Annotated in this window: 11 protein-coding genes; 8 read left to right on the top strand and 3 right to left on the bottom strand. The window is 75.1% G+C overall.

Features of this window, described 5'->3' with window-relative positions:
- Positions 1–97: 97 nt before the first annotated feature.
- The 5 genes from ACFVVU_RS36610 (at position 98) to ACFVVU_RS36630 (ending at position 5,707) form a co-directional block, all read left to right on the top strand.
- On the top strand, positions 98–1,117 hold the full coding sequence (locus ACFVVU_RS36610; RefSeq protein ID WP_387794145.1) for a zinc-binding dehydrogenase: 1,020 nt from the start codon (positions 98–100) through the stop codon (positions 1,115–1,117).
- A gap of 36 nt (positions 1,118–1,153) precedes the next feature.
- Positions 1,154–1,534, top strand: a complete 381-nt coding sequence (locus tag ACFVVU_RS36615; protein WP_387794153.1) for a MerR family transcriptional regulator — start codon at positions 1,154–1,156, stop codon at positions 1,532–1,534.
- 73 nt (positions 1,535–1,607) lie between these two features.
- Positions 1,608–2,318, top strand: coding sequence for an ArsR/SmtB family transcription factor (locus ACFVVU_RS36620; RefSeq protein ID WP_387794146.1), 711 nt, complete (start codon positions 1,608–1,610; stop codon positions 2,316–2,318).
- Positions 2,315–3,610: an MFS transporter gene (locus tag ACFVVU_RS36625; RefSeq protein WP_387794147.1), complete on the top strand. Its 1,296-nt coding sequence runs from the start codon at positions 2,315–2,317 to the stop codon at positions 3,608–3,610. The genes ACFVVU_RS36620 and ACFVVU_RS36625 overlap by 4 nt, the downstream gene beginning before the upstream one ends.
- An 84-nt stretch (positions 3,611–3,694) precedes the next feature.
- Positions 3,695–5,707: an FUSC family protein gene (locus tag ACFVVU_RS36630; protein WP_387794148.1), complete on the top strand. Its 2,013-nt coding sequence runs from the start codon at positions 3,695–3,697 to the stop codon at positions 5,705–5,707.
- Positions 5,708–5,723: 16 nt separating this feature from the next.
- On the opposite strand, the gene ACFVVU_RS36635 is transcribed toward ACFVVU_RS36630, so the two are convergent.
- Positions 5,724–7,130, bottom strand: coding sequence for an amidase (locus ACFVVU_RS36635; protein ID WP_387794149.1), 1,407 nt, complete (start codon positions 7,128–7,130; stop codon positions 5,724–5,726).
- 242 nt (positions 7,131–7,372) lie between these two features.
- On the opposite strand from ACFVVU_RS36635, the gene ACFVVU_RS36640 reads away from it, so the two are divergent.
- Positions 7,373–9,205 carry a beta-galactosidase family protein gene (locus ACFVVU_RS36640; RefSeq protein WP_387794150.1) on the top strand — a complete coding sequence of 611 codons (1,833 nt, stop codon included), beginning with the start codon at positions 7,373–7,375 and terminating at the stop codon, positions 9,203–9,205.
- Positions 9,206–9,323: 118 nt separating this feature from the next.
- The gene (locus ACFVVU_RS36645) at positions 9,324–10,478 is read left to right on the top strand and encodes a serine hydrolase domain-containing protein (RefSeq protein WP_380682927.1); all 1,155 of its coding nucleotides are present in this window, start codon (positions 9,324–9,326) and stop codon (positions 10,476–10,478) included.
- Positions 10,479–10,568: 90 nt separating this feature from the next.
- Here the strand turns inward: ACFVVU_RS36645 and glmS are convergent, their stop codons facing one another.
- Together glmS and ACFVVU_RS36655 are read right to left on the bottom strand one after the other, a co-directional pair.
- Positions 10,569–12,395 (bottom strand): glutamine--fructose-6-phosphate transaminase (isomerizing), encoded by a 1,827-nt coding sequence (gene glmS, locus ACFVVU_RS36650; RefSeq protein ID WP_387794151.1) that lies wholly within the window; start codon positions 12,393–12,395, stop codon positions 10,569–10,571.
- A 55-nt stretch (positions 12,396–12,450) separates the two neighbouring features.
- On the bottom strand, positions 12,451–12,735 hold the full coding sequence (locus ACFVVU_RS36655) for a hypothetical protein (protein WP_327683601.1): 285 nt from the start codon (positions 12,733–12,735) through the stop codon (positions 12,451–12,453).
- 203 nt (positions 12,736–12,938) lie between these two features.
- Here ACFVVU_RS36655 and asnB point away from each other — a divergent pair, with 203 nt between their 5' ends.
- Positions 12,939–14,789 carry an asparagine synthase (glutamine-hydrolyzing) gene (gene asnB / locus ACFVVU_RS36660; protein WP_387794152.1) on the top strand — a complete coding sequence of 617 codons (1,851 nt, stop codon included), beginning with the start codon at positions 12,939–12,941 and terminating at the stop codon, positions 14,787–14,789.
- Positions 14,790–14,822: the final 33 nt, after the last annotated feature.

Raw genomic sequence — 14,822 nt, forward strand, 5'->3', positions numbered from 1 at the left:
CTTGCCCCTGACGCGCGGGGCAGGGGTTAGCGTCCCCGCACCGCGCGGCCGGACGGCCGCCGTGCCACCGCCCCGACGCACGCCCTGGAGTCCACTGATGCCGTCCTTCCCCAGTACCGTCCGCGAGATCCGGCTCGTCGCCGAGCCCGCCGGTCTGCCCACCCCCGCGAGCTTCGCCCTGGTCGAGGGCCCGCTCGCCGCGCCGGGCCCGGACGAGGTGCTCGTCCGCAACCGGGCCTTCCTGGTCTTCCCCGGTCTGCGCACCCTGATCGGCGGCGACGTCGCCGACGCGCCCTTCACCATCCGCCCCGGCGACGTGCTGGCCGGGCCCGCCCTCGGCGAGGTGCTGGCCGCACCGGCCGGCGGACCGCTGCGGCCCGGCGACCTGGTCACCCACCTGCTCGGCTGGCGCGACCACGCGGTGGCCGAGGCCGCCGCGTTCACCCGGGTGGCCGACGGCTTCCCCGACCCGCTCGCCCTGCTCTCCCCCGGCCTCGCGGGCTACGGCGCGCTGACCCGGGCGGCGCGGGTCCGGGAGGGGGACGTCGTGCTGGTCACCGGCGCGGCGGGGGCGGTCGGCACGGTGTCCGGGCAGATGGCCCGGCTGCTCGGGGCGGCCCGGGTGATCGGCACCGCCGGCTCGGCCGCCAAGGCGCGGCGGCTGACCGAGGAGTTCGGCTACGACACCGTGCTGGTGCGCGGGGCGGGGCCGATCGCCGGGCAGCTCGCCGAGGCCGCCCCGGACGGCGTCGACGTGCTGCTGGACATGGTCGGCGGCGAGCAGCTGACGGCGGCCGTCGACGCCGCCCGTCCTGGCGCGCGGTTCGCGCTGATCGGGGCGCTGGCCGGGCAGATGGACCCGGCCCGGCGCGGCGCCGACGCGCCGGCCGTGGTGGACACCTTCCGGCTGCTCACCCGCAGCGTCACCGTGCACGGCGTCAGCGGGCAGCGGTACGCGGAGCTGGAGCCGGAGTGGCTCGAGCGGCTCGGCGGCTGGCTGCGCGCCGGCGAGCTGGCCGTCCCCCGGACGGTCCTGCCGGGCATCGGGCAGGCGCCCGGGGCGTTGTCCCGGCTGATCGACGGTGACGTCTTCGGCGCCATGGTCGTGGAGCTGTAGGCAGGGACGCTCGGGGAGGGGCGGATGACGGGACGGATGAGGATCGGGGACGCGGCGGCGGCGGCCGGCACCACACCGCGGGCGCTGCGCTTCTACGAGGAGCGCGGCCTGCTGCCGCCGCCCGTGCGCACCGCCGCCGGGCAGCGCGAGTACGGACCGGACACGGTGACCAGGGTGCGGGTGATCCGGGCGCTGCTGGCCCTCGGGCTGACCGTCGAGGACCTCGCCAGCCGGGCGCACCGGCTGGACCTGCTCGCCGCGGACCCGCCGCGCAGCTGCGCGTCCGAGGGGGACTTCGGTCCGGACACCTTCGCCCCGGTGATCGAGCAGCGCCTCGCCGCCCTGGACGCGGAGATCGCACGGCTGACCCGGCTGCGCGAGGCCCTGGCCCGACACACGGGAACCGTCGAGCGGTAGCCGCCCACCACTTCCAGAGAGTTCTCTGCAGAGACCCCTATGCAGAGAACTCTCTGCATCTTACGATTCCGTCATGCCCACCGAGGAGAACCCCACGACGCCCGGCACGCCCGACCGGCCGATGCGCCGCCTGGACGCGCGCAGCCTGCGCGGGCTCGCGCACCCGCTGCGGATGAAGATCTTCGAACTGCTGAACCTCGACGGCCCGGCCACCGCCACCCGGCTCGCCGAGCGGCTCGGCGAGAACACCGGCACCGTCAGCTGGCACCTGCGCCACCTCGCCGAGCACGGGTTCATCGAGGAGGAGACCGGCCGCGGCACCAAGCGCGAGCGCTGGTGGCGGCGCGTTCCCGTCACCAACCAGCTCAACACCACCGACTTCCGGGACGACCCGGACTCCCGCGGCGCGGTCTCGCTCTACCTGCACGAACTCGTCGGCCAGTACTTCAGCCGGATCAACACCTACATCACCGAGGACTGGCCGGACGAGTGGCGCAGCGCCGGCACCATCTCGGACTGGAGCCGGCTGCGGCTGACGCCGGCCCAGCTCCGGGCGCTCAACGACGAGCTGTTCGCCGTCGTCCAGCGCCATCGTCCGGACCCGGACGCCGAGCCGGACCCGACGGCGCTGCCGGTCGTCGTCCAGCTCCAGTCCTTCCCGCGCCGCCCGCAGCCCCCGGGCCCCGGCGAACCCGGAGGCACCGCGAGCACCGCAAGCACCGAGGACACCGCGAGCGCCGAGGACACCCGGGACACCGAGGGCCGGGAAGGGGCCGCCGAATGAAGCGCGACGCCACCGCCCCCCGCAGCCTGCTGCGCCGCCACCGCGACTTCCGGCTGCTCTGGTGCGGCGAGACGGCCGGCAAGTTCGGCGCCTCCGTCACCGGCGTCGCCATGCCGCTGATCGCCGTCTCCGAACTGCACGCCTCCACCTTCGAGATCGGCCTGCTCAGCGCCGCCTCCTGGGCGCCCTGGCTGGTCATGGGTCTGCCCGCCGGCGTCTGGGTGGACCGCTTACGGCGCCGCCCGGTCATGCTGGCCGCCGCGGCCGTCTCGCTCGTCCTGTTCGCCGCCGTGCCCGTCGCCGGGTGGGCGGGCCGGCTCAGCGTCGGACTGCTGCTGGCCGTCGCGCTGCTCACCGGCACCGCGGCCGTCTTCTTCCAGACCGCCTACACCGCCTACCTGCCCGACCTGCTGTCCCCCGCCGACCAGCCCGAGGGCAACGCCAAGCTGCACGGCAGCGCCTCCGCCGCCCAGATCGCCGGCCTCGGCTCCGGCGGCCTGATCGCCCAACTCGCCGGCGCCGCCAACGGCATGTTCGCCAACGCCGCCACCTTCCTGGTCTCGCTGCTCTGCCTGGGCCGGATCCGGCACCGTGAGACACCGCACGAGCCCGCCGCCGACCGCTCGCTGCGCCGCGAGGTCGGCGAGGGCCTGCGGCTGCTCACCGGGGACCCCTGGCTGCGCACCTTCGCCCTGTTCGCCGGCGCGTCCAACCTGGCGCTGATGGGCTACCAGTCGATCCAGGTCGCCTTCCTGGTCCGCGAGGTCGGCCTCGCACCGGGCACCGTCGGCGCCCTGATCGCGACGGTCAGCAGCGGCGGCGTGCTCGGTGCCTTCGTGGCCCGCCGGGTCTCCGCGCGGATCGGCACGGCGCGCGCGATGATCCTCTTCGAACTGGGCCTGTGCTCGTCCGCCCTGCTGATCCCGCTCACCGGTCCCGGCGCGGGCGTGCTCTACTACGCCGTCGGCGGGTTCGGCATCTCGGTCGGCGTGGTGGCCGGGAACATCATCAAGTCGGGCTTCCAGCAGCGCTACTGCCCGCCCGAGCTGCTCGGCCGGATCAGCGCCGGCGGGGCCGTGCTCAGCTACGGCACCATCCCGCTCGGCGCGCTGCTGGCCGGTGTCCTCGGCACCGTGCTCGGACTGCGCCCCGCGCTGTGGATCACCACCGCCGGAGTGCCGCTGGCGGCGCTCGTCCTGCTCCTCTCCCCCGTCGGCCGCACCCGTGACCTGCCCTCCACGCCCCGCCCGGCCGACGCCCCGTTCCCGGCCCCCGCAGCGGCCTCCGCCTGACGCGGCCCGGCAGCGTGTCGGCTCCCGGAACGCCCGCGCGTGCCGTGGCCGGGGCGGGGTGCGCGGGCGCCGTAGGTTGACGCCATGGCACAGGACACGCCGGCCGGCCGGCTCTCACCCCCGAAGTGGCTGACCGCCGGGATGCGGCCACAGCCGGCGCCCGTCCCGTGGGCGGCGGTGGCCCGGGCCGCCGTCGCCCTGGCGGCGCCGCTGGCCGTCGGGCTGGCGGCGGGCAGGCCCGCGTACGGGGCGCTGGCGTCGATGGGCGCGCTGTCCGCCGTCATCGGCGACACCGCCGACGCCTACCGGATGCGGGTGTTCAACATCGCCGTGCCGCAGCTGTTCGGCGCCGCCGGCATCGCCCTCGGCGCCCTGGTGTTCGGGCGCGACTGGACGGCCGTCGCCGTCCTCACGCTGGTCGCGCTGGTCTCCGGGATGATCTCCTCGATCGGCTCGGTCGCCTCCGTCTGCGGCCTGCTGCTCCTGCTCAACGCCGTCGTCGGCGCCGGCCTGCCGATGCCGCACCCGTGGTGGACGGCGCCGCTGCTGCTGCTCGCCGGCGGGGCCGTGGTGCTGCTGCTCACCCTGTTCGCCTGGCCCCTGCGCGGCGGCCTGCCGGAGCGGACGGCGGTGGCCGGCAGCTACCGGGCGGTCGCCGCCTTCGTCCGCGCCGCCGGCACCCCGGAGCACGACGAACGGCGCCTCGCCGTCACCCAGTCGCTGAACGCCTCGTACGACCTGCTGCTCGCCCACCGCACCCGCCGGCACGGCCGCTCGCCCGGACTGGCCCGGCTGATCGCCCGGCTCAACGCGCTGATACCGGTCGTCGAGGCGGCCTCCGCCGCCAAACTGCGCCCGGTCGCCCGGCTCGGCCCGCTGCCGGAGGCCTACCCGGCCGCCGTCCTGGCGCTCGCCGACGCCGTCGAACGCGGCCGGGCCGCCCCCGCACCGGGCGAGGACCCCGCCGCTTTCCTCACCCTGCCACCGCCCACCGGCCCCTCCGAACGGGCCCTGGACCAGGCCCTGCGGTACGCGGCGGCCGTCGACGCCGAGCCCGGGCGCGCCGACGCCGACCCCGACCGGGGGCGCCCCGCAGCCCCCGGCGAGCGGGCCCGGCGCGCGACGCGGGCGGCGCTGCTGTCCGGCGCGTCCTGGCGCTACGGCCTGCGGCTGGCGCTGTGCATCGGGCTGGCCCAGGTGCTGGTCTCGGTGCTGCCGGTGCCCCGCTCGTACTGGGTCGCGCTGACCGTCACCTTCGTCCTGAAGCCGGACTTCGGCTCGGTGTTCTCGCGCGCCGTGCTGCGCGCCTTCGGCACCGCCCTCGGGCTGCTGATCGCCGTCCCGGTGCTCGCCGAGGTGCCGCGCGGCTGGTGGGACGTGCCGACCGTGGCGCTGCTGGCCACGCTGATCCCGGCGTTCTCCGCGAAGGGGTACGCGTTCCAGACGGCGGCCATCACCCCCGTCATCCTGCTGCTCTCCGACCTGCTCAACCACCAGGGCTTCGGGCTGGTACTGCCCCGGCTGTACGACTCACTGATCGGCTGCGCGATCGCCCTGGTGGCCGGCTACCTGTGCTGGCCGGAGTCCTGGCACACCCGGATCGGCGACCGGCTGGCCGACGCCGTCGCGGACGCCTCCGGGTACGTGGCGCTGGCCTTCGCCGCCGCCCCCGGCCGCGACCAGCCGTCCCGGCCGCGCCGGCGCCGGCGGCTCTACCGCGACCTCTCCGCGGTCCGCTCCGAGTTCCAGCGCGCGCTCACCGAGCCGCCGCCGACCGGCACCCGGGCGGCGGCGTGGTGGCCGCTGGTGATCGCGGTGGAGCGGGTGGTGGAGGCGACCACCGCCACCCGGGTGCGGGTCGAGCACGGGGTGCCGGCGCCGCCCCCGCAGGAGGTCGCCGCCATCGCCGCCGACCTCGCCGCGCTGGCCGAGGCGCTGCGGACCGGCACCCCGCTGCCGGCCCCGCCCGACGACGCGCCCGGCGCGCCCGGGGCACCCGCCGATGACGTTTCCGCCCCGCCCGCCGACGACGTGCTCGGCCCGCTGCGCCGCGAGGTCCGCGCGGCCTGCGCCATCGCCTCCCCGGTCCTCGGCTGACCGCCCGCCGGCGCGGTCAGTCCTGGATCCGCCGCCAGGGCCGGTCCGCCTCCAGCTCGAACGCGAGCTCCAGGAGCAGCCGTTCCTCGCCGTGGGCCGCCGACAGGTGGACGCCGATCGGCAGGCCGTCCGGGCTCGCGCCGGCCGGCAGGGCGATGGCGGGGCCGCCGGTGACGTTGTTGACCGGGGTGAACGCCACGTAGCGGGTGAGCCGCTCGATCAGTTCCTCGAACGGGACGTTCGGGCTCAGATGGCCGATCGGCGGCGCGACGTGCGCCAGCACCGGCGACATGATCGCGTCCTGGCCGCGGAACAGCTCCGCGTACGTCCGCTCGGCCGCGCGCAGCCGCCGCACCACGCCCGGGACCCGGGCGAACTCGCGGTGGAAGAGCCGCCGCAGGCCGGTGGTCAGCCCGTCCAGCCGGGACGCCCGGAAACCGGGGTCGACGACCAGCCGGCCGGTGGCGGCGATCAGGAAGGCGATGTAGCCCCAGTAGAGGACGAAGTCGCGGGAGAACTCCTCCCCGAACGGCAGCCGCACCTCCGTCACCCGGTGGCCCAGCGCGGCGAGCCGGGCGGCCGTCTCCTCGACCACCGCCCGGGTCGGCGCGTCGGTGGCCGCCGTCGGGGAGTCCACCACCAGGCCGATCCGCAGCCGGCGCGTGCCGGGGCCCCGGACCAGGCCGAGCGGGGGCAGCGCGAGGTTGCGGTGGTGGCGTTCGGCGGCGGCGAAGAACGCGGCGGTGTCGCGCACGGAACGGGTCAGCACGCCGTCGGTGACCAGGTCGACGGGCAGCCGGCGGCCCTGGGCGTTGGGCACCATCCGGCCGCGGGTGGGCTTGAGGCCGACCAGTCCGCAGCAGGCGGCCGGGATCCGTATCGAGCCGCCGCCGTCGTTGGCGTGCGCGATCGGGACCACGCCGGCGGCGACCAGCGCCGCCGCGCCGCCCGAGGAGGCGCCCGGCGAGTGCGAGGTGCGCCAGGGGTTGCGGACGGGGCGGGCCGCGGCGAACTCGGTGGAGGCGTTGAGGCCGAACTCCGGCAGCCGGGTCTTGCCCAGGACGGACAGGCCGGTGCCGAGGAACTGCTCGGCGAAGCCGGCGGTGCGGCGGGCGGGCTTGGCGCGGAAGGCCGAACTGCCCTGGCCGGTGGGCATGCCGCGCAGGTCGGTGTTGTCCTTGAGGTAGCTGGGCACGCCGTACAGCGGCGCGTCCGCCCCCGCGCCGTGCACGCCGAACGGCCCGCCGCGCGCGGCGAAGGCGACCGGGGCGAGCACCGCGTCGACCCGTTCGGCCCGGGCCGCGGCCGCCGCCGCCAGCTCGGCGGGGCTCACCTCGCCGGCCCGCACCAGGGCGGCCAGGGCCACGGCGTCGTGCTCCCCCAGCGCGTCGTCCCCGTAGGCGTGCACCCGCTCGTCGGCCATCCGGACTCCCATCCCTGCCTGCTGCCGGTCGGTGACGGCACCCGCGGATACCTACCTACCCGTCGGTAATGCCGTGCGAGCTGAGCAGTCTAGGACGGGGCGGCCACCTGGAACACCCCGTGTGCCGGCTCGTTATACGCTGGCTGGACGAGGGTCGGCACGGTGGGCCGATGCCCCGGGGGCCGGCTTCCGACGCAGCAGAACCCGACCGAAGCCCGCGTCACCCCCGAAAGCTGGTCCGCATGATCGAGCTCGACTTCGACGCCGGCGGCTTCCGCCGCAACGGCGCGCCGCACCGCATCGTCTCCGGCTCCCTGCACTACTTCCGGGTCCACCCGGACCTGTGGGACGACCGGCTGGCCCGGCTGCGCGCTCTCGGCGTCAACACGGTGGACACCTACATCCCCTGGAACTTCCACGAACTGCCGGACGGCGAGGTGGACTTCACCGGCTGGCGGGACGTCGCCCGGTTCGTCCGGCTCGCCGAGCGGCACGGGCTGGACGTCATCCTGCGCCCCGGCCCGTACATCTGCGCCGAGTGGGAGTTCGGCGGCCTGCCGGCCCGGCTGCTGGCCGTGGACGGGATCCGGCTGCGCTGCTCCGACCCCGCCTTCCTCGCCGCGGTGGACGGCTGGTTCGACGCGCTGGTGCCGCAGCTGCTGCCGCTGCTGGGCAGCCGGGGCGGACCGGTGGTGGCCGTCCAGGTGGAGAACGAGTACGGGAGCTACGGCACCGACGCCGCCTACCTGGCGCACCTGCGCGACGGCCTGCTGGCGCGCGGGGTGGACTGCCTGCTGTTCACCGCCGACGGCTCCGAGGACTTCATGCAGCAGGGCGGCGCGATCCCCGGCCTGCTCGCGACCGCCACCTTCGGCTCCCGGGCCCCCGAGCGCTTCGAGGTGCTGCGCCGCCAACAGCCCGCAGGACCGCTGGCGGCCATGGAGTTCTGGATCGGCTGGTTCGACCGGACCGGCGATCCGCACCACGTCCGGGACGCCAAGGAGACCGCCGAGTCGCTGGACGAGCTGCTCGCCACCGGCGCCTCGGTGAACCTCTACATGGCGCACGGCGGTACCAACTTCGGCTTCTGGGCGGGTGCCAACCACTCCGGCACCGGCCCCGACACCGCCGGCTACGAGCCGACCGTCACCAGCTACGACTACGACGCGCCGATCGGCGAGGCGGGCGAGCTGACCGAGAAGTTCCACGCCCTGCGCGCCGTCATCGGCAGGTACGTCCCGCTGCCGGAGGGTGAACTTCCGTCCCGGCCACCTCGATTGGCGCCCCGCCGGCTCGACGGCGCGAGCGGCCGGGCCCGGCTGCTCGACTCCCTCGACGCCCTGTCCGCTCCGGTCCACCGCCCCACTCCCGAGCCGATGGAGCGCCTCGGCCAGTCCTTCGGCCTGATCCACTACCGCACCCGCGTCCCCGGTCCGCGCCCCGCACTCCCGCTGCGCGTCGACGGCATCGGCGACCGGGCGCAGGTGTTCGCCGACGGCCGCCCGCTCGGCGTGCTGGACCGCAACGACCCGGGTGCGGCCCTCCCGCTGGCCACCGGTCCGGCCGGAGTCGCCCTGGACATCCTGGTCGAGGCCCTCGGCCGTACCAACTACGGCCCCCAGATGGACGACCGCAAGGGCATCCGGCGCGGTGTCTCGCACGAGCGCCAGCGCCTGCACGGCTGGGAGATCCGCCCGCTGCCGCTCACCGACCTCGGCCCGCTCGCCTTCCACGACGACGGCCCGGAGCCCGTCGACGGCGATCCGGTCTTCCACCGCTTCGAGACCGACCTCGACGCGGCCGACGACACCGGCGGCGGCACCGGCAACACCCCCGCCGACGCCTTCGTCGCCCTCCCGGGCTGGGGCCGCGGCCTGCTCTGGCTGAACGGCTTCCTGCTCGGCCGCTACACCGACGAGGGCCCGCAGCGCACCCTCTACGCCCCGGCGCCGCTCTGGCGGCCGGGCCGAAACACCCTCATCGTCCTCGAACTCGCCCACCACGGCGGCTCGTTGGAACTCCGCGACGAGCCCGACCTCGGCCCCACCACCCGCGCCCCCAGCGCCGACTACTGAGCCGAACACACCGGCGTCGCCCACCCGTCCGGGGCCGGAATAGTTCGGCCCCGGACGCAGTTGACGGTCCGGCAGACGGTGATCACGTTCACCGGGGAGCAGCGGACGAGGGGGAAGCATGGCAGCCGGAAGCACCGTGGGCGGAAGCGTCGCACCGGGGTTCGAGCGGGTGCGGGAGGAGTTCGCCGCGGTGGTGGCCGAGGAGCCGGCGGGCGGCGGCGCCCAGCTGGCGGTGCACCTGGACGGCCGCCGGGTGGTCGACCTCTGGGCCGGCGAGGGAGTGTCGGGCGATTCGCTGTTCGCGCTCTACTCCTCCGCGAAGGGGGCGGCGCACCTGGTGGTGGCGCTGCTGGTGCAGGAGGGCGTGCTCGCGCTGGACGAGGAGGTGTCCCGCCATTGGCCGGAGTTCGCGGCCGAGGGCAAGGGCGGGCTGACCCTGCGCCAGCTGCTGGAGCACCGCTCGGGGCTGATCGGCGTCGAGGGCGGTTTCACCCCGGAGGAGCTGGCGGACGACCGGCGGCTGGCCGAGCGGCTGGCCGCGCAGAAGCCCTACTGGGAGCCCGGCACGGCCTACGGCTACCACGCCTTCGTGATCGGCGCGCTGACCGGCGAGGTGGTCCGCCGGCGGACCGGTCGCACGATCCAGGAGCTGTTCGAGGAGCGGATCCGGGCGCCGTTCGGGCTCGACTTCTTCCTCGGTCTGCCGCAGCAGCTGGAGGCGCGCTACCTGCCGATCCTTCCGGCGGTCCCGGTGCCGGGGCGGCCGGCCGCGCCGCCGGCGCCGGACAGCCTGATGGCGGTCGCCTTCAACCTGAACGCCACCCCGCCCACCGACCTGGTGGAGTTCGCCAACCGCCGGTCGGTGCGGGCACAGGGCCCGGCCTCGACCGGCAGCGTGGGCAACGCCCGGGGCCTGGCGGCGATGTATGCCGCGGCGGCGCAGGAGTCGGACGGGCGGGCGCCGCTGCTGACCCCGGCCACGATCGCCGAGTTCGGGCGGGTCAGCACCCGGGGCACCGACGTGGTGACCGCCGAGGAGGACCACTTCGGCCTCGGCTTCGAGGCGCAGAGCGCGCGCTTCCCGTTCCTCGGGCCGGAGGCCTTCGGGCACAGCGGCGCGTCGGGTGCGCAGTCCTTCGCCGATCCGCGCAGTGGCGTCGCCTACGGCTACACCCGGCGCCGGTTCACCTCGCTGCCGCTGGGTCCGGAGAACCACCGGCTGGCCGAGGCCGCCGTCCGCGCCGCCGAGGCGGTGCGCAGGGCGGCCGGCTGACCGTCCGGCGGGCCTGACCCTCCCGCGAAATCGGGCCCGGGGAGCGGCGCGTGCGACGCGGCCGGTCCCCGGGCTCCACCGTGCCCGCGGCTACTCGACGGTGACGCTCTTGGCGAGGTTGCGGGGCTTGTCGACGTCGCGCTTCAGCGCGACCGCGGCGTGGTACGCGAGCAGCTGGAGCGGGATGTTGAGGAGCAGCGGGTCCAGTTCGGGCTCGCTCCTGGGGACCAGGATGCAGTGGTCGGCGAGCCTGGCCTCGGGGCGGCGGTGGGCGACGGCCAGGACGCGGCCCGAGCGGGCCTTGATCTCGCCGAGGGTGGTGAGGTTCTTGTCGAGCAGTTCGTCGTCCGGGACGAGGGCGACGGTGGGCAGCTCGGGGCTGATCAGGGCCAGCGGGCCGTGCTTCAGCTCGCTCGCCGGGTAGGCCTCGGCGTGCACGTAGGAGATCTCCTTGAGCTTCTGCGCGCCCTCGCGGGCGACGGGGTAGCCGCGCACCCGGCCGATGAACATCATCCCGGTGGAGTCGGCGTACTCGGCGGCGAGGCGGGCGATCTCGTCGCTCTGGGCGAGGACCTCGCGGATCTGGCCGGGCAGCGCCTTGAGGGCGGAGACGATCCGGCGGCCGTCGGCGGGCGAGAGGTCGTGGATCCGGCCGAAGTGCAGGGCGAGCAGCGCGAAGGCGACGACGGTGGAGGTGAAGGCCTTGGTGGAGGCGACCGAGATCTCCGGGCCGGCGTGCAGGTAGATGCCACCGTCGCACTCGCGGGCGATGGCGCTGCCGACCGTGTTGACGACGCCGAGCACCCGGCCGCCCTTGCGCTTGGCCTCCTGCACGGCGGCGAGGGTGTCATAGGTCTCGCCGGACTGGCTGACCGCGATGTAGAGGGTGTCGGCCTCGATGACCGGGTTGCGGTAGCGGAACTCGGAGGCGGGTTCGCTGTGCGCGGGGATGCGGGCCAGCTCCTCTATCAGCTGGGCGCCCATCTCGCCGGCGTAGTAGGCGGAGCCGCAGCCGAGGATCTTGACCCGGCGGATCTCGCGCAGCTCGCGGGCGTCCAGGTTGAGGCCGCCGAGGTGGGCGGTGGCGAACCGCTCGTCGAGCCGGCCGCTGAGGGTGCGCTCGACCGAGCCGGGCTGCTCGTGGATCTCCTTGAGCAGGAAGTGCTCGTAGCCGCCGGTGTCGTAGGAGTCGATCTCCCAGTCGACGGTGGACGGCTGACGGTGGGTGGTGCGGGCGTCCTCGGTGAAGGTGCGGAAGCCGTCGGCGCGCACGGTGGCCAGCTCGCCGTCCTCCAGGTGGACGACCTGGCGGGTGTAGCGGACCAGCGCGGAGACGTCGGAGGCGACGAACATCTCCTTCTCGCCGATGCCGAGCACGATCGGGCTGCCGTTGCGGGCGACCACGATGCGGTCGGGCCGCTCGGCGTCGAGGACGGCGATGCCGTAGGTGCCGACGACCTTGGCGAGGGCGGCGCGCACGGCCTCCTCCAGCTCGACGCCCTCGGTGGCGTGGGCGGCTACGAGGTGGGCGAGCACCTCGGTGTCGGTCTCGGAGCGGAACACGGCGCCGTCGGCGGCGAGCCGCACCCGCAGCTCGTCGGCGTTCTCGACGATGCCGTTGTGGACGACGGCGATGCGCTCGGCGTTGTCCAGGTGCGGGTGGGCGTTGGCGTCGCTGGGGACGCCGTGGGTGGCCCAGCGGGTGTGGCCGATGCCGGTGGCGCCCTTGAAGCGGGCGGGGATGTCGGCGGCGAGGTCGGCGACCCGGCCCTTGACCTTGCGGACCTTGATGCCGCCGGTGCGTCCGGCGACGGCCACGCCGGCGGAGTCGTAGCCGCGGTACTCCAGCCGGGCGAGGCCCTCCAGCAGGAAGGGCGTCGCGTCCTTGGGGCCGATGTAGGCCACGATTCCGCACATGGTGGACTCCTGGGTCGGTGAGGTCGGTGAGGTCGGCGGGGTCGGGGGCGGCCGGTCAGCCGTAGACGATGCGGCGCAGCTGCCGGGCCGAGAGGCCGGGCGCCGCGACCCGGCGGGCCGGCAGCTCCTCGGCGAGCCGGGCGAAGATCCGTTCGTTGGTCAGGCCGCGTGCCTGGAGTTCGCCGTGGCGGCGCCGGACGTACTCCTCGGTGGTCTCGGAGAAGTACGCCAGCACCTCGGCCACCACCCGCGCCGCCTCCCGGGGCCCGAGCGGGCTGGTCCGGGTGAGGTGGGCGAGCAGGTCTTCATGAGGGTGCGAGGGACCTGGCGAGCTGGACACGAGTGGGGAGCCTAGGCGTCCCCCCGTCGAAAGATCAAAGATCCTGCCCGAAATCGGGCAGGATCTGGCCGTGTTCGATTTGTGAACGGGGGTCTTGTAGCCGACACGAGTGACCACGTAGCGTGATGACTTGCTCACACACCGGGGGGCCGGGGGAGGAAAGGGAGCGTCGGAAGAGTGTCGGAAGAACGGGAGGCCTGCTGATGTGCGGGATCACCGGATGGGTCGCCTACGACCGTGACCTGACCCTGGAACATGCGGTGCTCGACGCCATGACGGGCACCCAGCTCTGCCGCGGCCCGGACGCCGGCGGCGTCCACCTGGAACGGCACGCCGCGCTGGGCCACCGGCGCCTCGCCGTGCTCGACCTGGCGGGCGGAGTCCAGCCGATGACGGCCGAGCACGACGGCCGGATGCTGGCCGCCCTCAGCTACAGCGGGGAGGTGTACAACCACCGCGAGCTGCGCGCCGAACTGGAGGCCGCCGGGCACCGCTTCCGCACCCGCAGCGACACCGAGGTGGTGCTGCGCGCCTACCTGGAGTGGGGCGAACACCTGGCCGAACGACTCAACGGCATGTTCGCCTTCGCGGTCTGGGACGCCCGCACCGAGGAGCTGCTGCTGGTCCGCGACCGGATGGGCGTCAAACCGCTGCACTACCACCCGGTGCCGGACGGCGTGGTCTTCGGCTCCGAGCCGAAGGCGCTGCTCGCCCACCCCGCGGTGCGCCCGGTGGTCGACCTGGACGGGCTGCGCGAACTGCTCACCCTGGCCCGCACCCCGGGGGTCACCCCGTACCGGGGCATCGTCGAGGTGCGTCCCGGCCATGTGGTCCGGGTGCGGCGCCAGGGCATCACGGTCCGGCGCTACTGGTCGCTGGAGGCCCGCGAGCACACCCAGGACCTGCCCACCACGATCGGCACCGTGCGGGCGCTGCTGGAGGACATCGTCCACCGCCAGCTGGAGTCGGACGTGCCGCTCTGCTCGCTGCTCTCCGGCGGCCTGGACTCCAGCGCGGTCACCGCCCTGGCCGCCCGCACCCTGCGCGCCGCCGGCGCCGGTCCGGTGCGCTCCTTCGCGGTCGACTTCACCGGCCAGTCCGAGCACTTCGCCCCGGACGCCGTGCGCACCACCCTGGACGGCCCGTACGCGGAGCTGCTCGCCCGGCACGTGGGCGCCGACCACCGGGTGATCGAGCTGGACACCGCCGCCCTCGGCGCCCCGGCCCAGCGGCTCGCCACCCTGCGCGCCCGCGACCTGCCGGGCGGCGTCGGCGACATGGACGCCTCGCTGCTGCTGCTCTTCCGCGGGGTGCGCGAGCGCTCCACGGTGGCGCTGTCCGGCGAGTCGGCGGACGAGCTGTTCGGCGGCTACCGCTGGTTCCACGACCCGCGGCTCGTGCACGCCGACGACTTCCCGTGGGCGGCCGTGCTCAGCAGCCTCGGCGGCACCGGCAGCGGACCGCGCGAGCAGTTGCTGGACCGCGAGCTGCTCCGCAAGCTCGACCTGGACGGCTACCGGCGGGCCCGGTACCGCGAGGCGCTCGCCGAGGTCCCGCACCTGCCGGACGCCGACCCGTTCGAACGGCGGATGCGGGAGGTGTCGTACCTCAACCTGACCCGCTTCGCCTGCATCCTGCTGGACCGCAAGGACCGGATGAGCATGGCGACGGGACTGGAGGTGCGGGTGCCGTTCTGCGACCACCGGCTGGTGCAGTACGTCTTCAACACGCCATGGGCGATGAAGCACTTCGACGGCCGGGAGAAGAGCCTGCTGCGGGCCGCGGTGCGGGACGTGCTGCCGGCCGAGATCGCCGACCGGATGAAGAGCCCCTACCCGATCGTGCAGGACCCGCGCTATCCGCAGCTGCTGCGCGCGGAGCTCGCCGCGCTGGCCGCCGATCCGGCCTCCCCCGCCCTCGCGCTGCTGGACCGCCGGGCGCTGTCCGACGCGCTCGCGCCGGACACCGACCCGCAGACGGTCCGGCTGGCGACCGATCTGGCCCTGGACCTCGACGCCTGGCTGACGGAATATCAGGTCTCGCTGGAGCTCTGAGCGAACTCCGGACGACCCGGGACGACCCCGGGC

Source organism: Kitasatospora sp. NPDC057965 (assembly GCF_042887135.1).
Taxonomy (GTDB): domain Bacteria; phylum Actinomycetota; class Actinomycetes; order Streptomycetales; family Streptomycetaceae; genus Kitasatospora.